This is a genomic window from Nonomuraea candida, from assembly GCF_000725485.1.
GTDB lineage: Bacteria > Actinomycetota > Actinomycetes > Streptosporangiales > Streptosporangiaceae > Nonomuraea > Nonomuraea candida.
The window spans coordinates 493,872-515,383 of sequence record NZ_KL647031.1 but is presented as its reverse complement, the minus strand read 5'-3'; the positions used below and the strand labels follow the sequence as shown (position 1 = coordinate 515,383).

Sequence of the window (21,512 nt, the reverse complement as noted above, 5' to 3'; positions counted from 1 at the left end):
TGCAGTGGATCTCTCTTGTCAACCGTCAGGCGAACTTGCTCTTCGGCCGCTCCTGGAGGACGCCGTCCACGTACACGTCGAGCTTCTCGTCGTAGAACGCGATCAGCCCGGCGACCTTGGCGCTCTCCGGCAGCGGCGTCCGGTAGGACCACGCCAGGTCCTTCTTGCCGTTGACCGACCAGTATTCGGCCGTGCCCTTGTACGGGCAGTGGGTGACGGTGTCGGTGCGCTCCAGCAGGTCCAGCCGCACGTCGGTCTTCGGCAGGTAGTAGCGGGCGGGCAGCCCGGTCTCGAAGAGGATGCGCGGGCTGGCCGACTCGGCCACGGTGACGCCGTCCACCTCGATCCGGACGTGCCGCGAGCTGCCGAGGATGTCGACCCTCGTGTACGGGTCGCGCGGGTGGAAGAAGACCTCCTCGTCCTCCTCGAACCAGGCGTCCATGGCGTCCCACTCGAAGCGGACGTGGCCGCGGATCTGCTCCAGCGGGGAGTCGGGGTAGGCCAGGGCGGCGTCCACGGCCTCGGCGGCGCCCGAGGTGACCGTGTAGACCACGGCGTCACCCCTGCTCGGGGAGTGCTTGGTGGCTCCGGTGGCCTTCAGCGCGGACTCGTCCACGTCTTTCAGCGGGAAGTAGTAGGTGGGGTAGTAGGGCACCTCCCACACCAGGAGGGCCGAGGTGGTGTCGGCCACCGCCCGGCCGCCGAGGTAGGTCCGCACACGCTTGGCCGTGCGCTCGACGCGCACCCGGCCGCGGTTCGTGACATCCATGCCTGCGCCAACCCCGGCGCCGACGCCCCTATTCCAGACGACGCCGCTCCAGGCTGCCCCTGTTCCAGGGCCCCTGCCCCAGGCGGGCCCCGTTCCAGGCGGGGCGGCCGGACGGGGCGGCCGGACGGGGCGCTCAGCCCAGGCCGAAGGCGCGCAGGGTCGCCCACGTCGTCAGCGTGCCCACCGCGCAGCCGGCGGCGACCTGGGCCCAGGTGTGGTGCGCGAGGCGTACCCGGGCCCAGCAGACCAGCCCCACCACGGCCGCTCCGGCGATCGCGGTCGGCACCGGCGGCAGGACGTGCGTGAGCACCACCACCGTGCCGGCGGACACCGCGGCGTGGAAGGAGATCTTCCACCGCAACGTGATCGGCACGGTCACGGCCAGCGCCGCCAGCATCGCGGTCACGGTGGCGACGAGCAGCGTCGGCGCGCCCATCACGACCAGCAGCGCCAGCGCCACCAGGACGGCCGCGACGGCCGCCAGCAACGGCCCGGTACGGCGGGCGCGGTCGACGATGTGGTGCGAGTCCAGACGCCCGGAACGCACGCCCAGGGCGATCACCGCCGCCGGCACGCCCCCGCAGAACGCCGAGGCCACCAGCCCCCACGCGGCCCCGCTCCAGCCCTGCGCGATCAGGCCGACGACCGGCGGCATGACGATCACCAGTACTTGCGGTGCCAGCAGATTCGTCACCCGTTTCGCCACAAGGTCGGCCGTCATGTCACGAAAGGTTACGCGATCATGCCCCGCCTGCCTTCACGGACCCGCCCGCCCTCCCCGCACCCGCCGGCCCCTGCCGAGCGTGTCACCCGCTCCGGCCGTCAGCCCTTGCCGGCCGCGTTGACGATGCGGGTCGTCGAGCGGTCGGGGATGGCGGCCATCTCCCAGCACTCGGCCCCCAGGATCGCCGCCGCCGCGGCGCGCCCGCCCGCGTGCGGGTCGCCGGCCGTGTGCGCCAGCGCGGCGGGCCGCATCGGGGCGAGCAGGTCGATGTAGTCCTCCGGCCCGTGCGCCTCCGGCGGCCCCGTCACGATGAAGACCCCGGCCACGAAGCGGAGCGCGGCCAGCACCTCGGCGCGCTCCGCCGATGGGTTGAACGGGCGGCTCGGCCCCTTCCACGCCCGTACGCGCGGATCGTCCTCGACCCCGATCACGAGCGGCAGGCCACGCTCGGCCACGGCGCCGAGATAGCGTACGTGGCCGACGTGCAGAATGTCGAAGACGCCGGTCACGACCGCCGCCCCCGGCCGCTCGTACGGCTGCGTCCAGACGGCCTCCAGGCTGCTCACGCGACCTCCTGCTCCCCCACGGGCCTAGACGACTCGTCGATCGCAGCGTACTCGAACGCCCTCCCGGTCCGTGCACGCGACCTCGGGAAAGGTCATTCCTACCTTTTCGCGATAATCCCTGGGGCCTCTTTGGCGCGTCTCATAACGTCATCCGATTTGGGGGAGGTCGCCGTGGCACCGCCGGACTCGCATCACGTGGATGGGGACGATCAGCCCGGCCCCGGCGATCTCGTGGTCCGGCTGCCGGGGGTTCCCTCCCAGGTCGCCCGGGCCAGAGAGCTCATCACCGTGGCCCTCGGCCGCGACCATCCGGTCCATGACGACGCGGTCCTGCTCACCAGCGAGCTGGCCACGAACGCGATCCTGCACACCAAGTCCGGCGCGGGGGGCTCGTTCACGGTGACCGTGGCCAGCTCGGAGACGGCGGTGCGGGTGCTGGTGTCGGACGGCGGCTCGGAGGAGCCGCCCTGCGTGTGCGGCACGGCCGCGCAGTCCACGAGCGGCCGGGGCCTGCCGCTGGTCGAGGCGCTCAGCCGCCGCTGGGGGTTCACCCGCGAGGACGGCGCCACGACGGTCTGGTTCGAGCTGCCGCACCGCCGCGTCCCCACCCCCTTGCCCGTCTGAGGCTGGGATGGGGGTTGATCCGGGGGCGGGGGCGGCCGATCATGGGCGGCGGGAGCGGATCGACGGGAGGCGCGGCGTGGACCACGACGGCCAGGACGCCCGTAAGGTGAAGCGCCCCGCGGAGCCCGGATCGCCGCCCGGCGCTCAGGACACCTGTCCGGTGGTGCGGGCCGGCGACGGCACCTGGCGGGTGCGCGGCCACGCGCAGGCCCGGGCCGTGCTGCGCAGCGACGCCACCGTACAGGCGGGGCTGGGCATCGAGACCGTCGAGAAGCTGCCCGCCAGGATCAGGCGGCCCGTGCTCTACCGGGACGGCCCCGAGCACCGCGAGGACCGGCGGCAGACGGCGCGCTACTTCACGCCCCGCCGGGTGGACGAGCACTACCGCGAGCTGATGGCGCGGGTCGCCGACGCGCAGCTCGCCAGGCTGCGGGCGGCGGGCCGGGCGCCGCTGGGCGAGCTGAGCTTCGGCATGGCGATCGAGGTGGCGAGCGCGATCATCGGGCTGACCGCCGGCAGGCCGGGCCTGCGCGGCCGCCTGGAGCGCTTCTTCCCCGAGAAGTACGGCCGCCCGGGCCTGACCAGCCTCACCGGCCTCTACTGGCTGGTCAGGCAGAACGTCAACTGGGCCCGCATCTACCTGGCCGACGTGCGCCCCGCCATCCGCGACCACCGCCGCGAGAGGCGCGACGACCTCATCACCCACCTGCTGGACCAGGGCTGCACGGCCGCCGAGATCCTCGGCGAGTGCCTGACCTTCGCCGCGGCCGGGATGGTGACCACGCGCGAGTTCATCTGCGTGGCGGCCTGGCACCTGTTCGGCGACGAGGCGCTGCTGGCCCGCTACCGGGCCGCGGACGAGCCGGGGCGGCTGGCGGTGCTGCACGAGATCCTGCGGCTGGAGCCCGTGGTGGCGCGGCTGCGGCGACGTACGACGGCCGCGCTGGAGCTGGACGGCGGCGACGGCCCCGTCACCCTGCCGCCGGGCGCGGTGGTCGAGGTGCTGGTGGACGCGGCGAACACCGACCCCGGGGCCGTGGGCGCGAACCCGCTGTCGGTGTGCCCTGGACGCACGATCGACGGCGGCGCCGGGCCCGCGGGGCTGTCCTTCGGCGACGGCGCGCACAAGTGCCCGGGGTCGGGGGTGGCGATCCTGGAGACCGACGTCTTCCTCACCCGGCTGTTCGCGATGGAGGGCGTCCGGATGGCGCGGGCGCCGCGGGTCACGTTCGACAACGACATCGGCGGCTACGAGATCCGCGACCTCATCGTCACCACCGCTCCCGACCCCTGACCTCTGGTCCCGGGGCCGCCCCGACCGGCCGGGAGGCGGGCCGGTCAGCCGGGGGTGGCGGACTCGCAGGAGTGGAGGCGGCGGCGGAGGTGGGCCCGTTCGGGTTCGGTGCCGGCCGTGGCGAGCGCCTCGCGGTACGCCTCGGCGGCCTCGCGGTGCCGCCCCAGCCGTTCCAGCAGGCCCGCCCGCGCCGTCCGGTACGGATGGTATCCGCGCAGCCGCGGCTCCCCCGCCAGCTCGTCGAGCAGCGCGAGCCCCGCCTCGGCGCCGTCGCGCATGGCCACGGCCACGGCCCGGTTGAGCGCGACCACCGGGGACGGCGCGAGCGCGAGCAGCACGTCGTACAGGGCGACGATCTGCGGCCAGTCGGTGGTGGCCACGTCGGCGGCCTCGTCGTGCAGGGCGGCGATGGCGGCCTGCACGCCGTACAGGCCGGGCGGCCCGCCGGTGAGCGCGACGACCACCAGCCCCCGCCCCTCCTCGATCATCGTGCGGTCCCAGCGGCCCCGGTCCTGGTCGCCGAGGAGCACCAGCGCGCCGTCGCCGCCGACCCTGGCCGCGCGCCTGGCATGGACCAGCAGCATCAGCCCGAGCAGCCCGGCGACCTCCCGCTCGCGGGGCAGCAGCCGGCGCAGGATGCGGGCCAGCCTGATGGCCTCCTCCGCCAGGTCGAGCCGCTGGAGGTCGGGGCCGGCGCTGGCGGCGTACCCCTCGGTGAAGATCGAGTAGATCACCTGGAGCACGCCGGGCAGCCGCTCGGGCAGCTCGTCCGCCGCCGGCACCCGGAACGGGATGCGCGCCTGGCGGATCTTGTTCTTCGCCCGCACGATCCGCTTGGCCATGGTGGCGGGCGGGAGCAGGAAGGCCCGCGCCACCTCCGGCGTGGTCAGCCCGGCCAGGCAGCGCAGCGTCAGCGCCACGCGGTCCTCGGCGGGCAGGGCGGGGTGGGCGCAGGTGAAGAAGAGCTGGAGGCGCTCGTCGGGCAGCTCGCCGTCGCCGTCGCCGGCGTCGGCGGACGGCGCAGGGCCGGCGCGGTCCGCCTCGACCTGGAGGACGGCCAGGCGGGCGGCGTACGTCCGGTCGCGGCGCAGCCGATCGACGGCCTTGCGCCGCGCCGTGGTCATCAGCCAGGCGCCGGGCTTGGGCGGCACCCCGCCGGCCGGCCAGTGCACCAGGGCCGCCTCGATGGCCTCGGAGGCGACCTCCTCGGCCAGGTCGAGGTCGCCGAAGCGGCGGACGAGGGCGGCGAGGAGCAGCCCGCGCTCCCGGAAGACCGCCTCGACCGACGGCCCCACCTCGCCCATCTCCGGCCCGGGCCCCGCCTCCGTGTCCGGTTCCGGACGTTCGTCCGCCGCCATCGCGGCCTCCTCCCCCGCCCGGCCCGGGCTCAGTCGAACTCCGCCACCGGGCGGACGACGACCGAGCCGCCGCCGCGCGAGCCGGGGCAGCGGGCCGCCCAGTCGAGGGCGACGTCGAGGTCCGGCACGTCGATGACGTAGAAGCCGCCGAGCACCTCCCGCGTCTCGGCGAACGGCCCGTCGGTGACCGTGCGCTCGCCGGAGGCCGCGACGCGGACGACGGTGGCGGTGGTCAGGTCGGCCAGCGACTCGCCGGAGACGTAGACGCCCGAGTCTCTGACGCTCTTGTCGTAGGCCAGCCACTCCTCGAACGTGGCCGCCTCGCCCTGCCCGGCGTCGTCCCCTCCGGCGGCGCTGTTGATGAGAAGCATGTACTTCATGTCCGTCTCCCTGTCTGGTCGTGCGTGCGGCGTGGGCGCCGCATCGACATGTCTACGAACGGGACGGACGCGGATGGACACATCCCCGGGAACTTTTCTACCGCGATGCCGCGAATGATCGCAGCGCGGCCGTGACGTGCCAGGATCACTTCCATGCATATGTCGAGAAATGAGCTGGCGCGCTGGCAGTTCGAGCTGACCTGGTCGTTGTTCGAGTACCACCTGGAGCGGCTGCGGCCCGGTGACTTCCTGTGGGAGCCGGGGCCGCGGTGCTGGACGGTGCGCGAGGACGCGGCGGGGAGGTGGGTGCCGGACTGGGTGGAGGTGGAGCCCGACCCCGTGCCGGTCCCCACGATCGGCTGGGTGAGCTGGCACATCGGCTGGTGGTGGAGCGTGGCGATCGACCACCTGAGCGGCCGCGAACCCCGGGAGAGGACGGAGGTCACCTGGCCGGGCGACGGTGAGGCGGCCGTCGGGTGGCTGCGCGGCCTGCGTGAGGAGTGGCTGGCGGTGCTGGACCGGCTCTCGGACGCCGATCTCGACGCCACGGCGCCGTTCCCCTGGCAGGGCGATCCGGCGTACACGGTGGCCCACATGATCGCCTGGGTGAACACGGAGCTGACGAAGAACGTCACGGAGATCGGCCAGCTCCGGCTCCTGCGCGCCGCCTCCGACGCCTGAGCGGCGGTCAGACGTCCAGGCGGCACAGCCCTTCGGCGAGGGCCTTGGTGGTCAGCCGGGTGCGGCTGTCGCAGCCCAGCTTGGCGAAGATGTGCTCCAGGTGGGTGGTGACCGTGCGCACGCTGAGCACGAGCGCCGCCGCGATCTGCGGGTTGGAGTCGCCGGCCGCCACCCGGGTCAGCACGTCGAGCTCGCGCCCGGTCAGCTCGTACGGCAGCGGGCAGGGCCGTTCGGCGGCCACCGCGCCCTGCACCCGCCCCTGGAACCCGACGCCCGCCCGCAGCAGCCGCACCTCGCGCCAGCCCCCGTCGGCGGCGAGCCAGAGGCCGTGCCTGCTCAGCTCGCGCGAGTCGATGAAGGCCCGCGCGCAGGCGGCCATCGCCGGGTCGTCCCACAGCGCCGGCGAGGGCTCGTGGCCGGGCACCTCGCGGCGGGTGCCGAGCCGGTCGAAGGCGACGGCGCGGAAGCCGGGGGGCAGCCCGACGGGGTCGATCACGCACTTGCTCAGGTCGGTGACGTGCGCCAGCATCGGGCTGACCGCCGCCAGCAGCGCCCCGGTGGCCTGCGGGAAGGACCGCCTGGACGCCAGGTGCAGCAGCCCGGTGTAGCGGCCCTCGCTGAGGAACAGCGGCGCGGTCAGCCCGGCCCGCCAGCCGTAGGGGGCCAGGTGGCGGCGGAAGTAGCGCTCGGTGCCCGGCTCGGGCATGGCGACGGGCGCGCGGGTGGCCATGGCCCGGTGGTAGGCCTCCAGCCCCGCGTATTCCTCGGCCGCGTCGTGGTCGATGCGCCGGTGGCCGTCGGAGAGCACGCTCTGGTGCCGCCCGGTGGCGGGGTCGTAGGCGACGAACTCGTAGGCGTCGAGCGCGACCACGCGGCGCAGCGCCGTCATCGCGCCGTGCGCGCCGCCACCGCCCGCGACCTGGTAGCCGACCTCGGCGAACGCCTGAAGATGGCGCACGTCCACGGTGATCTGGGCCACGGTGCTTTTATACCACCGCGAGATCTCCCGGGAATTTGCCGGAGACCCGGCCGGGCCGGGGATGTTATGGTCGTGCGCATGCAGCGCGCCTTCGTCACGACGACGCCGGACACCGTCCCGGCGCGCTGACTGCATGCCTCCCGGGCGGACGCCCGGGAGCTTCGGTCGTTCGCCCTTTCCACGAAAGGGATGATCATGAACGACCACCGCAGGCTCGGCCGCGAGCTGGGCATCTTCGACACCGACCCGCTGATCGGCTCCGGCCTGCCCTACTGGCTGCCCGCCGGCGCGGCCGTGCGCAAGGCGATCGAGGACTACGTGCACGAGCTCGAACGCCGCGACGGCTACCAGCACGTCAACTCGCCGGTGCTGGGCAAACGGGAGCTGTACGAGCGGTCGGGCCACTGGGCCCACTACGCCGAGGACATGTTCCCGCCCATGGAGGTGGGCGGCGAGGAGTTCGTGCTGCGGCCGAGCCTGTGCCCGCACCACGCGCTCATCTACCGCTCCCGCCAGCGCAGCCACCGTGACCTGCCGCTGCGCGTGGCCGAGCTGGGCGGCATGTACCGCTCGGAGCTGTCGGGCGTGCTGGGCGGGCTGACCAGGGTGCGGGCCATCCAGCTCAACGACGGCCACGTCTTCTGCCCGCCGGAGCTGGCCGCCGCCGAGGTGTCGGCCGCGCTCGACCTCATCGAGGCCGCGCACGAGCGGCTCGGCATCCGGGCCGCGCGTTACCGGCTGTCGCTGCGCGGCGAGGGCGCGAAGTTCGTGGACGACCCGGCGATGTGGGCGCGGGCGGAGTCGGTGCTGCGCGAGGTGCTGAGGGAGCGCGGGCGCGCGTACGACGAGGAGCCCGGCGAGGGCGCCTTCTACGGGCCGAAGATCGACATCCAGATCGCCGACCCGGCCGGGCGCGAGGCGACCCTGTCGACCGTGCAGGTGGACCACTTCCAGCCCGAGCGCTTCGACCTGCGTTACGCCGGGGGCGGCCGGCCGGCGATGGTGCACCGCAGCGTGGTCGGCGGCATCGAGCGGCTGGTCGCCCACCTGATCGAGGTGCACGGCGGGGCGTTCCCGGCCTGGATGGCGCCCGTGCAGGCGGTGGTGCTGCCGCTGTCGGACGCCGAGCTGCCGGCCGCCGAGGGCCTGCTGCGGCGCTGCCTGGCGGCGGGGCTGCGGGCGGAGCTGGCGCCGGCCGGCCGGGGCAGTCTCGGGGCCCGGATCAGGGCGCACCGGCTGGTGCCGTACCAGCTCGTGGTGGGGCCGCGCGAGGCGGCGGGCGGGAGCGCGTCGGTGCGGCTGCGTGACGGGAGCCAGGCGGGCGAGGTGCCGGTCGAGCAATTGGCCGCACAATCGCGACCGTTCGCCTGACGGGCGCGAATCAAATGGATAACGGAGGGTTCCCTGATCATGTAAACGGCTCGTAAAGTCCCTGCAACGCCTGTCGGGGAGGACGAACTTGACCGAGCTGAGCGAACGTGAGGCCGCGCTGGTCTCCGCCCATGAACAGGAGCGTCCGGCGCGGCGGCTCGGCCGGCCGCTCAAACTCGGCGTGTGGGTCATGGGCGGGCTGCTGTCGGCGTACTCGCTGGTGGTGGTCTTCCGGCCGGTCGAGGCGATCCAGCACCGGATGACGTTCCTGGCGGTGGCGCTGCCGCTGGTCTTCCTCTGTTACCGCTCGGGGCTGGCGCCGCTGTGGCGGCGCCTGCTGCGGCGCCCGGAACCCGCGCCCGAGCAGCGGGGGGAGCGGCGGGCGGAGTGGCCGAGCGGGGCCGACTGGGCGCTGGCGGCGGCGGCGCTGGCGGTGCTGGTCTACCCGCTGCTCGACATCGACGGCTTCCGCGACCGGGGCTCGGGCGCGGCGCTGACGGACGTGGACGTCGTGGCGGGGATCGTGCTGACGGTGCTGCTGCTGGAGGCGGTACGGCGCACGGTCGGCTGGTCCTTCGCCATCATCTGCATCATTTTCCTGCTTTATGCCTATTACGGCGGATATCTGCCGATTGATTGGACGATCGGGCATTCCGGCTTCGACATCGCGCAAATCGTCTCGCAGCTCTACACGGGCACCGAAGGCTTCTTCGGCGTCCCCATGCAGGTGGCCGCGAGCTACATCATCCTGTTCACCATTTACGGGGCGGTGCTCGACCACTCGGGCGCGAGCAGGTTCTTCATCGACCTGAGCTTCGCCGCCTTCCGCAGGTCCCGCGCCGCCCCCGGCCGCACCGTGACCACGGCCGGCTTCCTGCTCGGCACCGTCTCCGGCTCGGGCGTGGCCACCACGGTCAGCCTGGGCAGCGTCGCCTGGCCGGTGCTGCGGCGGGCCGGCTACCCGAGGGAGCCGGCCGGCGGCATCCTCGCCGCCGGCGGGATCGGCGCCATCCTGTCGCCGCCCACGCTCGGCGCGGCGGCGTTCATCATCGCCGAGTACCTCGGGGTGAGCTACCTCCAGGTCCTCCTGTACGCGACCATCCCCACCCTCCTGTACTACCTGGGCATCTTCCTGGCCATCGAGATCGACTCGCGCCGCTTCGGCACCCACGCCGTCCCGGTGGACTCGCCCGGGGTCGGCCGGCTGCTGCTGCGCTTCGGCTACCACTTCAGCTCGCTCGTCCTCATCATCGTGCTCATGGCGCTGGACCGGTCGGCGTTCCAGTCCGTGGCGATCGCCACCGCGGTCGCGTTCCTGCTGTCCTTCCTCGACCCCGCGCACCGCATGGGCCCCCGGCGGGTCGGGCGGGCGCTGGCCAAGGGCACGCTGGAGGTGCTGCCGGTGACCGCGGTCTGCGCGGCGGCGGGCATCATCGTGGGCGCGATCACGCTGACCGGGCTCGGCCAGAGCCTGGCCGACATCATCGTGGACATCGGCGCGGGCAGCCTGGTCCTGACGACCGTCATGGCGGCCGTCGCGGTGCTGCTGCTGGGCCTGGCCGTGCCGGTGACGGCCAGCTTCATCATCGCCGCCGTGATCATCGGGCCCGCGCTCTTCGAGCTCGGCGTCACCCGGCCGGAGGCGTACATGTTCGTCTTCTACTACGCGGTGCTGTCGGAGGTGAGCCCGCCCACGGCGCTGTCGGCGGTCGCGGCGGCGGCCATCACGGGCGGCAACACGTACCGGACGATGATGATGGCCTGGCGTTACACGCTGCCGGCCTTCCTGGTGCCGTTCGCGTTCGTGCTGACGCCGAACGGGCAGGCCCTGCTCTTCCAGGGGCCGATCGGCACCGTGCTGCTGATGACGGCCGTCTCGGCGGTCGCGGTGGCCGCGCTGGCCATGGCCACGGGCGGGCTCGCCGCCTGGCCGGAACGGCTGCTGGCGGCGGTGGCCGCGGTGCTGCTGCTGTTCCTCGAACCCGTCCCCATCGTCGCCGGCCTGGCCACGCTGGCCCTGGCCGCCGCTGTGCACCTCATCAGAAGAAGGAGAAGGGACCCAGCGTGAAGCGGATTCTCACGATCGTCGCCGCCGCCGTCCTGGCGGCGGGCTGTGGCGGGCAGGGCGCGGGCGGGGGCTCGGGCAACCGCATCTCGATCGCCACCGGCGGCACGACGGGCGTCTACTACGTCTACGGCGGCGGCCTGGCCAAACAACTGAAGGCGAACATCCCCGACACCAACGCCACCGCCTCGGTCACCTCGGCCTCGGTCGAGAACATCAAGCTGCTGGTCTCGGGCAAGGCCCAGATCGGCTTCTCCCAGGCCGACACCGCCGCCGACGCGGTCAACGGCAAGGACACCTTCACCGGCCCGCAGCCGGTCAAGGCCATCGCCCGCATCTACGACAACTACACCCATCTGGTGGTCTCCCCCGGCGTCGAGGCGACCGAGGTCGCCGACCTGAAGGGCAAGCGCGTCTCGCTCGGCCCCGCCAACTCCGGCACCCAGGTCGTGGCCAGGCGCGTGCTGGAGGCGGCCGGGCTCGACCCCGACGCCGACATCACCAAGCAGCAGCTGTCGATCAACGAGTCGGTGCAGGCGGTCAAGGACGGCACGATCGACGCCTTCTTCTGGGTCGGCGGCCTGCCCACGGCCGGCATCACCGACCTGGCCTCCAGCAAGCCGGACATGAAGATGATCGACACCGGCGGCGACGTGCTGGCCAGGATGCAGTCCGCCTACGGCCAGCAGTACGTGCCGCTCGACGTGGACATGTCCACCTACAAGCTGTCCGGCACGATCAAGACCGTCGGCATCGCCAACGTGCTGCTGGTGCCGTCCTCGATGAGCGACCAGCTCGCCTACGACATCACCAGGACCCTGTTCGAGAAGAAGGCCGAGCTGAGCGCCGTGCACCCCGAGGCCAAGAAGCTCGACCCGGCGCTCGGGCGGCAGGTGGCGCCCGTCGAGCTGCACCCCGGCGCCGCCCGCTACTACCAGGAGAAGGGCTGATCAGGCCGGCGCTGGCGCTGACGCTGGTGGCGGCGCTCGGCTCCGGCGACGGCGCCGGGCGCCTGACCGTGAACGGGCTGCCGGTCGTGGACGGCTCCTTCGCGATCGCGTACGTGCATTCGATCTACCGGGCGCCCTCCGCCGAGGTGTTCACCGTGGCGGGCCGGCGGTTCACCATGCGGGCGGTGGTGTCGCTCAGCGGAGGCGTGCTGGACTACTACGCGCTGGAGGGCGAGCGGGCGCGCCTGCCCGGCGGCGGGTGGCTGCTGCGGCCGGCCGCGCCCGCCGCGTACGAGGAGCTGTCGCTGCTGACCACCCCGATCGGCCGCAGGACGCTCATCTCCGGCGGGCGCTGCCTGCCCCTCCATCCGGCGGCGGGCGCGGGCGAGGCGCGGGTGACGCTCACGCTGACCCGGGACCCGCGCGGCCACCCCTGCCCGACCCCCTACGACCAGGCCCTCTTCCTGACGGGCGCCGTGCCGGGACAGACGCCTGCGCGCTAGGTGGCGAGCCTGGCGAACCGTCTGGCGTTGCGCACGGCCGCCCCTCCCGGGTCGTTGTTGAAGTAGACGTAGGCGTCCTGCCAGCCCGCCTCGCGCACCCGGGCGGCCCAGGTGCGCAGCGCCCGCTCGCCGTAGGCGAAGCCGGCGCGCCCCTGGTGCAGGCGGACGTAGCCCCACTCCGCCGTACGCCAGAACGGGCTCCGCGGCCGGCCCAGCCGGTCGGCCCAGCACAGGGCGGCGGAGCGCGCGAGCAGGATCTGCCGCACCTCCTCGGTCCACCAGGAGTCGTGCCGCGGCTCGACCGCCACGCGCACGCCGGCCGGGAAGCAGCCCAGGCACCGGTCCAGCCGTCCCGGGTCGGCCTTCAGGGTCGGCGGGAGCTGCAGCAGGATCGGGCCGAGCTTGCCCTTCAGCTCCGCGGCGGCGCCCATCAGGCGGGCGACCGGCTCCTCCGGCTCGTCCAGCCGCCTGATGTGGGTGAGGAACCTGCTGGCCTTGACCGCCATCACGAACCCCGGCGGCGTACGGTCGCGCCAGGCGGCGAACGACTCCGGGCGCGGCAGCCGGTAGAAGGCGTTGTTGCTCTCGACCGTGGCGAACTCGGCCGCGTACGTCTCCAGCCACAGCCGCTGCGGCACGCCCTCCGGATACAGGACCCCGCGCCAGTCCTTGTACTGCCACCCGGAGGTGCCCACCAGCCATGTCATGCCGTCTGGCCTACCCAGGGGCACCGGGTGCAGTACAACTGTCCTAGTTCGTCAGCCGAGGAGGACATTTCACGCGATGGGCGCCAACCACGGTCACGGCACCGCCGTCCCCAGCTCGCGGCGCACGGTGGTGGCCGGGCTGGCCGTCCTGGTGCCGCTGGCGATCGTCACGCTGGCCGCGCTGCTGTGGCTCTGGCCGCAGGGCGGCGGCGAGGACCCCGCCGCGGCGCAGCCCGGCGTGGAGCGGCTCACCGGCACGGTCGTCGGCGTCACGCTCAAGCGCTGCCCGGCCGTGCCCGAGGGCTCGCCCCGGCCGCACCCGGCGACCTGCGGCAACGCGGTGGTGAAGGTGGAGGGCGGGCCCGACGCGGGCAAGGACGTCGAGCTGCGGCTGCCGAGCGGGCCGGGGGCGCAGCACTTCGGCGTGGACGACGACGTGATCCTGCTGCGCGGGGCCGACGGGACGTACCAGATCTCCGATCACGACCGGGCGGTGCCGCTGTGGGTGTTCGGGGCGGCGTTCGTGCTGGCGGTCATCGCGTTCGGGCGCTGGCGCGGGGTGACCGCGCTGGTGGGGCTGGCGGTCACGTTCGTGCTGCTGCTGACGTTCGTGATCCCCGGCATCCTGGAGGGCCGCTCGCCCATGCTGGTGGCCATCGTGGGGGCGGCGGCGATCATGCTCACGGTGCTCTACCTCACGCACGGCTTCTCGCCGTCCACGTCCGTGGCGGTGCTGGGGACCCTGGCCAGCCTGACGCTGACGGGGCTGCTGTCGTACGGGGCGCTGGGGTTCGCCCGGCTCAACGGCATCACCGACGACAGCGCGCTGGCCCTGGACATGAGCCTGTCCATCGACACGCAGGGGCTGCTGCTGGCCAGCATCATCATCGGCGCGCTGGGGGTGCTCGACGACGTCACGGTCACGCAGGCGGTGACGGTGGCCGAGCTCGCCCACGCCAACCCGTCCTACGGCTTCGCCCGGCTCTACCGGGCGGCGAGCCGGATCGGGCGGGCGCACATCGCCTCGGTGATCAACACCATCATCCTCGCGTACGCGGGGGCGTCGCTGCCGCTGCTGCTGCTGTTCAGCATCGGGGAGCAGCCGCTCGGGAACGTGCTGACGACGCCCGTGATCGCGCAGGAGATCGTCCGCAGCGTGGCCGGCACGCTGGGCCTCATCGCGGCCGTGCCCATCACCACGGCCCTGGCCGCCCTGGTCGCCTCCCGCCACCGGGACGAGCCCGCCGGAGCCCGCGGCGCCCGCGAAGGCGCGCCGGGCACGGGCGACGGCCCCGCCGGCCCACCCGGCGGCCCCGCGCACGGACACGGGCACGGACACGGGCTTCGTGACGGCCACCGCACCGATCACCACGCCGATCACCACGCCGATCGGCCCTTTGAGCGCCGCGCGGATCGGCGCGACGACGAGCACGACCTCTTCGCCCCGCGCACCGCCGACGAGGACTTCTTCGCCCCCCAGCAGCCGCGCGCCGTGCCCCGCGACCGCCCCGCGTCCCGCGGCCGTCGCCGCCGCACCGGCCCCTGACACCGGCGAGGTCCGCGGCGCGGGCCCGACGCCGGACGGGGGCGGGTCAGTCGGCCTCGGCGCTGCCGTCCACGCGGAGCTTGCGGCGGGCGCGCTCGTAGAAGGTGGTGCCCAGCCGCACCACCTTGGCCGCGCCGGGCCAGGCGGAGACCGTGAGGCTGTCGCCGGGGCACAGGTGCCCGACCACGGCGCCGTCCACCTCCACGGCCAGCCGCCCGCTGCCCGGCAGCACCTGCAGCGCCACCTCCTCGTCGGCCGGCAGCACCAGCGCCCGGTTGAACGACGAGTGCGCGGCCGCCGCCACCACCAGCACCGCCTCCACCCGGGGCGAGACGATCGGCCCGCCGGCGGAGAAGCTGTAGGCCGTGGACCCGGTGGAGGTGGCCACGATGACGGCGTCGGCGGAGTAGCGGACGAACGGGCTGCCCGACGGGGTGACCGACACGGCGGCCAGCCCGGCGCCGGGGAAGCGCACGAGCGCGATGTCGTTGAAGGCCGTCACCTCCTGCCCCGCCACCCGGGCGCGGATCGCCATGCGCGGCTCGATCGTGTACGCGTGCTCGTCAATCGCCGACAGCGTCCGCGGCAGCTCATCCACGTCGATCTCCGCGAGGAACCCGAGCTTGCCGAGGTTGACCCCCAGGATGGGCGTCGCCCGGCCGGCCAGCAGCCGCATGGTGCGCAGCATCGTGCCGTCGCCGCCCAGCCCGACCATCAGGTCGGCCCGCTCCACCAGCGTGGTGGCGTCGACCGCGACGGCGGTGCAGTCGATGCGGCCCACCTCGTCGGGCAGGCCGAGCACGGTGGCGCCCTTGGCGGCCGCCCACCGCAGGATGGTGTCTATCGCCTTCTTGGAGTCGCGCCGCGGATGCAGCACCAACCCGACCGTCCCGACCATGCCCATGGCGCAACCCTATGACGTGCCGATCGGTGGCGAGGTGACGCCCCCGCCGCCGGGTCCGTGGGCGGGGCGGATCTTCGGTAGCGTCGTGGTCATGCGGCTTCACGTGGGATGCGCGATGTGGACACACGCGCGGTGGCAAGGACGTTTCCTCCCCGGCGACCTCGCGCCGGGCGACCGCCTGCGGGCCTACGCGACCTGGTGCGACGCGGTCGAGGGCAACACCACGTTCTACGCCACCCCGTCCCGCGCCACGGTCGAGTCGTGGGCGGCGCAGACCTCGCCGGACTTCCGCTTCGTGGTCAAGCTGCCCAAGCCCATCACCCACGAGCGCCGCCTGACCGGCGCCGGGGAGGAGCTGCGGGCGTTCCTGGAGGCGATGGAGCCGCTGGGGCCGCGCGTGCACGCGCTCTGGATCCAGCTGCCCGGCTCGTTCGCGCCGTCCGACGTGGGGACGCTGGCGACGTTCCTGCGCGGGCTGCCGCAGGGCCACCGCTACGCCGTGGAGGTGCGCCACCGCGACTTCTTCACCGAGGAGCGCGCCGAGCGGCTGCTGGAGCGGGTGCTGGCGCCCGTGGGGGCGGAGTGGGTGCCGTTCGACACGACGGTGATGTTCGCCGCGCCGCCGACCAGCGACGCCGAGCGGGACGCGTGGCTGAAGAAGCCGCGCGTCCCGCGCCGCACGCGGGCGCTGACCGGTCACCCGATCGTCCGCTACCTGGGGCGCGACGCGGAGGAGCGGACGGTCGAGGGGTGGCGGCCCTGGGTGGAGCGGGCCGCGGAGTGGCTGCGCGAGGGCCGCGAGCCGACGGTGTTCATCCACACGCCGGACAACGCCGACGCGCTGCGCCTGGCCCGCCGCTTCCACGACGAGGTACGCGAACGCGTCCCCGGCCTGGCCCCGCTCCCCGACCCGACGCCGAACGAGCCGCTGACCCTCTTCTGACCGGCGGGCCTCAGCGGACGAGGCAGGGGCGCTTCGGGTCGAACGTCCACCCGGCCACCAGGAACTGCATGGCCACCGCGTCGTCCCTGGCCCCCAGCCCGTGGCGCAGGTAGAGCTCGTGGGCCTCGGCCAGCGCCGCCCGGTCGAGCTCCACGCCGAGCCCCGGCGTGTCCGGCACCTCGATCGCGCCGTCGACGATCTGGAACGGCCGGGTGGTCAGGGCCTGGCCGTCCTGCCAGATCCAGTGCGTGTCCAGCGCCGTGATCTCGCCCGGCGCGGCCGCCCCGACGTGGGTGAACATCGCCAGCGAGATGTCGAAGTGGTTGTTGGAGTGCGACCCCCACGTCAGCCCGAAGTCGTGGCAGAGCTGGGCGACGCGGACCGACCCGGCCATGGTCCAGAAGTGCGGGTCGGCGAGCGGGATGTCCACGGCGTCGGAGCGGATGGCGTGCGCCATCTCCCGCCAGTCCGTGGCGATCATGTTCGTCGCGGTCGGCAGCCCGGTGGCCCGCTTGAACTCGGCCATCGTCTCCCGCCCCGAGAAGCGCCCCTCGGCGCCGCACGGGTCCTCGGCGTAGGCGAGCACGCCCCCGAGCCCCCGGCACAGCCGTACGGCGTCGGCCAGCAGCCAGCCGCCGTTGGGGTCGAGGGTGACGCGCGCCTCGGGGAAGCGCCGGGCCAGCGCCTTGACCGCCTCGACCTCCTCCTCGCCGGGCAGCACGCCGCCCTTGAGCTTGAAGTCGCTGAAGCCGTAGCGCTCCTGGGCGGCCTCGGCCAGCGCGACCACGGCCTCGGGCGTGAGCGCCTCGCGGCGGCGCAGCCGGGACCAGCGGTCCTCGCCCTCGTCGTCGACCAGGTACGGCAGGTCGGTCCTGCCGGGGTCGCCGACGTAGAACAGGTAGCCCAGCATCGGCACCCGGTCGCGCTGACGGCCCTCGCCGAGCAGGTCGGCCACGGGCAGGCCGAGGAACTGGCCGTGCAGGTCGAGCAGGGCGGACTCCAGGCCGGTGACCGCGTGCACGGTGGTGCGCAGGTCGAAGGTCTGCAGCCCGCGCCCGCCGGCGTCCCTGGCGGCGAACCGCTCGCCCACCAGGCGCAGCAGCGTGCGGTAGCGGGCCACGGACTCGCCGGCCAGCAGCTCGCCGGCCTCGTCGATGGTCCGCCTGATGGCCTCGCCGCCGGGCACCTCGCCCAGGCCGGTGCGCCCGTCGGAGTCGGTGACGATGACGATGTTGCGGGTGAAGAACGGCCCATGGGCGCCGCTGAGGTTGAGCAGCATGCTGTCGTGCCCGGCGACCGGGACGACCTCCACGCTCCTGATGGTGGGAGACACGCGATCCCGCCCCTAGCTGATCTTGTTGATGAGGGCGGTCAGCTCGGCGAGCTCGCCGTCCTTCAGGTTCGACAGCGGCGGGCGGACGGGGCCGGCCGGGCGGCCGACGGCGGCCAGGCCCGCCTTGATGATCGACACAGCGTATCCCTTGGTGCGGTCGCGGATGTCCAGGTAGGGCAGCACGAACTCGCGGATGCGCCGGTAGACGGCCTCGCGGTCCTGGGCGCGCACGTCGGCGTAGAAGTCGAGCGCGTACTGCGGCACGAAGTTGAAGATCGCCGAGGAGTACGTGCTCATGCCGAGCTGCAACAGCGGCAGGGCGAAGGTCTCGGCCGTGGGCAGGCCGCCGATGTAGGCCAGGCGGTCGCCGACGGCGGCGTAGATGCGGGTGAGGTTCTCGATGTTGCCCACGCCGTCCTTGAAGCCGACGAACGTCTCGTTCCGGTCGGCCAGCGCGGCGACGGAGCGGTCGTCGAGCACCGCGTTGGCGCGGCTGTAGACGACGACGCCCAGCCCGGTGGCGCGGCAGACCGCGGAGATGTGCTCGACCAGGCCCTCCTGGCCGGCCTCGGTGAGGTAGGGGGGCATCAGGAGCAGGCCGTCGGCGCCCGCCGCCTCGGCGGCCCTGGCCTGCTCGACGGCGGTCGCGGTGCCGCCGGTGGCCGGGGCGATGACCGGGACCTTGCCGTTGACCTCGCCCACCGCCGCGCGGACCACCCGGTCGATCTCGGCGGGCGTCAGCGAGAAGCCCTCCCCGGTGCCTCCCGCGGCGAACAGCCCGGCCACCGGGTACGAGCTCAGCCACGCCAGGTGCGCCCGGTAGGCGGTCTCGTCGAACTCCAGGGACTCGGTGAAATGGGTGACGGGGAACGACAACAGACCGCTCTTGAGCTGTGTGGCGAGCTCCTGCGGGGAGTAATTGGGCATGGTGGCGCTCCTCGCTTCACTTGCGGTCGTGGGATTTCCCCGCACCGCCGGTAAGGACTGACGCCGACAGGCTAAGAAGGTGGGGCGATTCCTGTCCAAGTGCGATTCTGAATCTGGCGATACCTTCCGGGCATCATGGAGCCGGGGCCTCCAGATCGGGGAGCAGTTCGAGCACGCGGCCGAGCGCCGGGTTGGTGGAGGTGCGGTCCCAGATCACGTGCAGCTCGACGGGCTCGCCCGTGCCCGCGTCGCCGTCCAGCGGGTCGCCGCCGCCGCGTACGAGATCGCAGAAGGCGACGCCGTCCACGCCGAGCGAGCGGGCGCTGGCGGGCGCCAGCGCCACGCCCCGGCCGGCCGCGACGAGGAGCACGGCGGTGAGGATCTGGTGCACCTGCTGCTCGATGCGGGGGTGGGCGTTGGTGAGGAAGCGCACGGTCAGCTCGTGGAAGTAGCGCGACTGCACCGGGTTGTAGCTGACCACGGGCAGGCCGTCGAAGTCGTCGGGCGCGAGCGGCCGGCCCAGCGCGGCCAGCCGGTGCCCGATGGGCACCACGGCGCACAGCGGCTCGCGGAAGACGACGCGGGAGTCGAGCGTGTCGATGTCGAAGGGCGGGCGGGCCAGGCCCAGGTCGAGCTCGCCGCGCAGCAGGCCGTCCACCTGCCCGGCGGTCACCCGCTCGTGCAGGATGACGTCGATCTCCGGCAGCTTCTCCGACAGCCGACGCAGCAGCGCGCCGAGCATGCTGATGGCCGAGACGGCGGTGAAGCCGAGCCGCACGGTTCCGGCCGCGCCGCTGGCGATCCTGCGCGCCCGGTCTCCGGCGGTGTCGACGAGCGAGAGCATGCGCCGGGCGTCCTCCAGGAAGCCGCGGCCGGCGTCGGTGAGCATGACCCGGCGGTTGTCACGCTCCAGCAGGGTCACGCCGATCTGCCGCTCCAGCTTCTGGATGTGGCGGCTGAGCGGGGGCTGGGTCATGCGCAGCCGCTCGGCCGCGCGGCCGAAATGCAGCTCCTCGGCGACGGCCACGAAAGCCCTGATCTGATCGAGCGTCAGCATGATGCACATAGAGTATCACTTGATACCGAATTGAGCCTGGACAGGCATCGAGGCAGGTCCATAGTCTCCGGAGACTACAGAGCGGAAACCTTGCCGTAACCTTACGCAACCCCCTCTCTCCGCTTCACAGAGATCCACGGGCGGTCTCCGCCCGCATGAAGGAGAAGTCAATGCCGACATCTCGGACAGCCCCCCGCCGCATCCTCCAGGGTGTCGTCGGCGCCGCCGCCGCGATCGCGCTGACCGCGTGCGGTGGTGTCAAGACGACCTCCTCAGGTGGCGGGGACGGGGACTATCCGTCGGGCAACATCGAGTTCAGCGTCGGCGCCTCGGCCGGCGGCTCGTCCGACCTCATCACCCGCGCGCTGGCCCAGGGCATCAGCAAGGAGCTCGGCGTCTCCACGCCCGTGCTGAACAAGCCCGGCGCCAACGGCGCGCTGGCGGCCAAGGAGCTGCAGTCGGCCAAGCCCGACGGCTACAAGATCGCGGTGCAGAACGCCTCGCTCTTCACGATCACGCCGCTCACCGTCTCGCCCGCCGAGGCCACGAAGATCGACTCGTTCGACGTCATCACCGGCGTCTCCCGTGACGACTACGTCATGGCGACCAACCCCAAGTCCGGCTTCACATCGATCGAGGACCTCAAGAAGGCCGGCAAGACGATCAGGTACGGCACCACCGGCGTCGGCACCGGCGCCCAGCTCGCCTCCGCGCTGACCTTCGGGGCGGCCGACATCAAGTCCACCGCCGTGCCGTTCGACGGCGGCGCCCCCAACCTGACCGCCCTGCTCGGCAACCAGGTGGACGTCTCCACCATGCAGATCGGCGAGGCCATCGAGAACATCAAGGCGGGCAAGCTCGTCCCGCTGGCCGTCTTCTCCAAGGAGCGCATCCCCTACCTGCCCGAGGTGAAGACCGCCATCGAGCAGGGCTTCGACGTCCAGGTGACGCAGTACCGCTTCCTGACCGCGCCCAAGGGCACCCCGGAGAACGTCAAGGCCAAGCTGCTGGAGGCGGCCAAGAAGACGTTCGCGACGCCGGAGTACAAGAAGTTCAACGAGGAGAACTCGCTGACCCCGATGGAGGTCGCCCCGCAGGAGGTCCTCACCTCCCTGCAGAACGACGCCACCACGTTCAAGTCGCAGCTGGACAAGTTCGGCATCAGCCTCACCGGCTGAGCCCCCGGCGGGCGGCCGGGGCAGCCCGGCCGCGCCCTGCCCCCTCGCCCGCCTCGAAGGAGTGTGCATGTCCATGTCCGACCCCACCCGGCCGCCGGGCGCGGAACCGGCCGGCCCGCCGGACGACGATCCGCGGCGTGCCGACGCGGATCTGCTGCAGGCCGAGGCCGACCGGCTGCAGGCCGAGCTGGAGGAGGCCAGGCCCCCGCACGCGGGCCCGCTCTCGCAGCTCTCGGCCGCCGTGGTCGCGCTCGCCGTCGGCGTCGCGGGTGCGGTCGGCTCGTACGCGCTCGGGCTCGGCCGGCTCACCCAGCCCGGCCCCGGCCTGTGGCCCTTCGCCATCAGCGTCGTCATCATCGTGCTGTCGGCGGTGCTCGTCGTCACCGGCCGCCGCCTCCAGGACACCGAGCGGTTCTCGCGCTCCAGCCTGCTCACCGCGGCCGGCCTGGTGACGCTCGTCGCGCTCGCCGCGCTGCTGCCCGTGATCGGCTTCGAGATCCCCTCGCTGCTGTTGATGTTCGTCTGGCTGCGCTGGCTGGGCAAGGAGTCGTGGCGCTCCTCCATCGTGATCAGCATCGGCGCCGTGGCCGCGTTCTACGTGCTCTTCGTGCTGCTGCTGCAGATCCCGCTCCCCCGCCTCATCTGAGAAAGTC

General features: G+C 73.2%; 22 protein-coding genes. 11 read left to right on the top strand and 11 right to left on the bottom strand.

Features of this window, described 5'->3' with window-relative positions; translation table 11 throughout:
• Positions 1-25: 25 nt before the first annotated feature.
• The 3 genes from IO39_RS46295 to IO39_RS46285 all read right to left on the bottom strand — a co-directional run bounded on the left by IO39_RS46295 (position 26) and on the right by IO39_RS46285 (position 2,059).
• Positions 26-769, bottom strand: a complete 744-nt coding sequence (locus tag IO39_RS46295; RefSeq protein ID WP_043639105.1) for a DUF427 domain-containing protein — start codon at positions 767-769, stop codon at positions 26-28.
• Between the two features lie 133 nt (positions 770-902).
• Entirely contained in the window at positions 903-1,490 is a 588-nt protein-coding gene (locus tag IO39_RS46290; RefSeq protein WP_043639102.1) for a hypothetical protein, read from the bottom strand.
• 101 nt (positions 1,491-1,591) lie between these two features.
• Entirely contained in the window at positions 1,592-2,059 is a 468-nt protein-coding gene (locus tag IO39_RS46285; protein WP_043639099.1) for an adenylyltransferase/cytidyltransferase family protein, read from the bottom strand.
• Positions 2,060-2,254: 195 nt separating this feature from the next.
• On the opposite strand from IO39_RS46285, the gene IO39_RS46280 reads away from it, so the two are divergent.
• Complete coding sequence (locus IO39_RS46280; protein WP_052424230.1) at positions 2,255-2,683, top strand: ATP-binding protein; 429 nt, start codon at positions 2,255-2,257, stop codon at positions 2,681-2,683.
• A 7-nt stretch (positions 2,684-2,690) separates the two neighbouring features.
• On the top strand, positions 2,691-3,977 hold the full coding sequence (locus tag IO39_RS46275) for a cytochrome P450 (RefSeq protein ID WP_084774646.1): 1,287 nt from the start codon (positions 2,691-2,693) through the stop codon (positions 3,975-3,977).
• A gap of 44 nt (positions 3,978-4,021) precedes the next feature.
• Here IO39_RS46275 and IO39_RS46270 read toward each other — a convergent pair whose 3' ends face one another.
• Together IO39_RS46270 and IO39_RS46265 are read right to left on the bottom strand one after the other, a co-directional pair.
• Positions 4,022-5,335, bottom strand: coding sequence for an RNA polymerase sigma factor (locus IO39_RS46270; protein ID WP_245642643.1), 1,314 nt, complete (start codon positions 5,333-5,335; stop codon positions 4,022-4,024).
• Positions 5,336-5,364: 29 nt separating this feature from the next.
• Positions 5,365-5,715 (bottom strand): YciI family protein, encoded by a 351-nt coding sequence (locus IO39_RS46265; protein WP_043639096.1) that lies wholly within the window; start codon positions 5,713-5,715, stop codon positions 5,365-5,367.
• Between the two features lie 153 nt (positions 5,716-5,868).
• Here IO39_RS46265 and IO39_RS46260 point away from each other — a divergent pair, with 153 nt between their 5' ends.
• Positions 5,869-6,396, top strand: coding sequence for a DinB family protein (locus tag IO39_RS46260; RefSeq protein ID WP_043639093.1), 528 nt, complete (start codon positions 5,869-5,871; stop codon positions 6,394-6,396).
• A 7-nt stretch (positions 6,397-6,403) separates the two neighbouring features.
• On the opposite strand, the gene IO39_RS46255 is transcribed toward IO39_RS46260, so the two are convergent.
• A complete protein-coding gene (locus IO39_RS46255; protein ID WP_043639090.1) occupies positions 6,404-7,375 on the bottom strand; it encodes a helix-turn-helix transcriptional regulator in 972 nt (323 codons plus the stop codon).
• Between the two features lie 129 nt (positions 7,376-7,504).
• Here IO39_RS46255 and thrS point away from each other — a divergent pair, with 129 nt between their 5' ends.
• From thrS to IO39_RS46235, 4 genes are all read left to right on the top strand, one after another.
• A complete protein-coding gene (thrS, locus tag IO39_RS46250; RefSeq protein WP_281200385.1) occupies positions 7,505-8,746 on the top strand; it encodes a threonine--tRNA ligase in 1,242 nt (413 codons plus the stop codon).
• A gap of 88 nt (positions 8,747-8,834) precedes the next feature.
• Positions 8,835-10,814 (top strand): TRAP transporter permease, encoded by a 1,980-nt coding sequence (locus IO39_RS46245; protein ID WP_043639087.1) that lies wholly within the window; start codon positions 8,835-8,837, stop codon positions 10,812-10,814.
• Complete coding sequence (locus IO39_RS46240; RefSeq protein ID WP_043639084.1) at positions 10,811-11,761, top strand: TAXI family TRAP transporter solute-binding subunit; 951 nt, start codon at positions 10,811-10,813, stop codon at positions 11,759-11,761. Before IO39_RS46245 ends, IO39_RS46240 begins: the two co-directional genes overlap by 4 nt.
• Positions 11,762-11,787: 26 nt before the next feature.
• Positions 11,788-12,264, top strand: coding sequence for a DUF1850 domain-containing protein (locus tag IO39_RS46235; protein WP_043639081.1), 477 nt, complete (start codon positions 11,788-11,790; stop codon positions 12,262-12,264).
• Here the strand turns inward: IO39_RS46235 and IO39_RS46230 are convergent.
• Positions 12,261-12,971 carry a DUF72 domain-containing protein gene (locus IO39_RS46230; protein ID WP_043639079.1) on the bottom strand — a complete coding sequence of 237 codons (711 nt, stop codon included), beginning with the start codon at positions 12,969-12,971 and terminating at the stop codon, positions 12,261-12,263. The genes IO39_RS46235 and IO39_RS46230 overlap by 4 nt on opposite strands.
• 76 nt (positions 12,972-13,047) lie before the next feature.
• Here IO39_RS46230 and IO39_RS46225 point away from each other — a divergent pair, with 76 nt between their 5' ends.
• Entirely contained in the window at positions 13,048-14,517 is a 1,470-nt protein-coding gene (locus IO39_RS46225) for a YibE/F family protein (RefSeq protein WP_084774641.1), read from the top strand.
• A gap of 46 nt (positions 14,518-14,563) precedes the next feature.
• On the opposite strand, the gene IO39_RS46220 is transcribed toward IO39_RS46225, so the two are convergent.
• Positions 14,564-15,421 carry an NAD(+)/NADH kinase gene (locus tag IO39_RS46220; protein ID WP_043639077.1) on the bottom strand — a complete coding sequence of 286 codons (858 nt, stop codon included), beginning with the start codon at positions 15,419-15,421 and terminating at the stop codon, positions 14,564-14,566.
• A gap of 91 nt (positions 15,422-15,512) precedes the next feature.
• Here IO39_RS46220 and IO39_RS46215 point away from each other — a divergent pair, with 91 nt between their 5' ends.
• Complete coding sequence (locus IO39_RS46215) at positions 15,513-16,364, top strand: DUF72 domain-containing protein (protein WP_043639852.1); 852 nt, start codon at positions 15,513-15,515, stop codon at positions 16,362-16,364.
• Positions 16,365-16,374: 10 nt separating this feature from the next.
• On the opposite strand, the gene IO39_RS46210 is transcribed toward IO39_RS46215, so the two are convergent.
• The 3 genes from IO39_RS46210 to IO39_RS46200 form a co-directional block, all read right to left on the bottom strand.
• Positions 16,375-17,676, bottom strand: a complete 1,302-nt coding sequence (locus tag IO39_RS46210) for an enolase C-terminal domain-like protein (protein ID WP_245642642.1) — start codon at positions 17,674-17,676, stop codon at positions 16,375-16,377.
• Between the two features lie 33 nt (positions 17,677-17,709).
• Positions 17,710-18,624 (bottom strand): 5-dehydro-4-deoxyglucarate dehydratase, encoded by a 915-nt coding sequence (gene kdgD, locus IO39_RS46205; RefSeq protein WP_043639072.1) that lies wholly within the window; start codon positions 18,622-18,624, stop codon positions 17,710-17,712.
• Between the two features lie 133 nt (positions 18,625-18,757).
• On the bottom strand, positions 18,758-19,681 hold the full coding sequence (locus tag IO39_RS46200; protein ID WP_043639850.1) for a LysR substrate-binding domain-containing protein: 924 nt from the start codon (positions 19,679-19,681) through the stop codon (positions 18,758-18,760).
• 170 nt (positions 19,682-19,851) lie between these two features.
• Between IO39_RS46200 and IO39_RS46195 the strand changes: the two genes are divergently transcribed.
• Positions 19,852-20,859, top strand: a complete 1,008-nt coding sequence (locus IO39_RS46195; protein WP_052424227.1) for a tripartite tricarboxylate transporter substrate binding protein — start codon at positions 19,852-19,854, stop codon at positions 20,857-20,859.
• A 67-nt stretch (positions 20,860-20,926) separates the two neighbouring features.
• The gene (locus tag IO39_RS46190; protein WP_211267410.1) at positions 20,927-21,505 is read left to right on the top strand and encodes a tripartite tricarboxylate transporter TctB family protein; all 579 of its coding nucleotides are present in this window, start codon (positions 20,927-20,929) and stop codon (positions 21,503-21,505) included.
• Positions 21,506-21,512 lie beyond the last annotated feature (7 nt).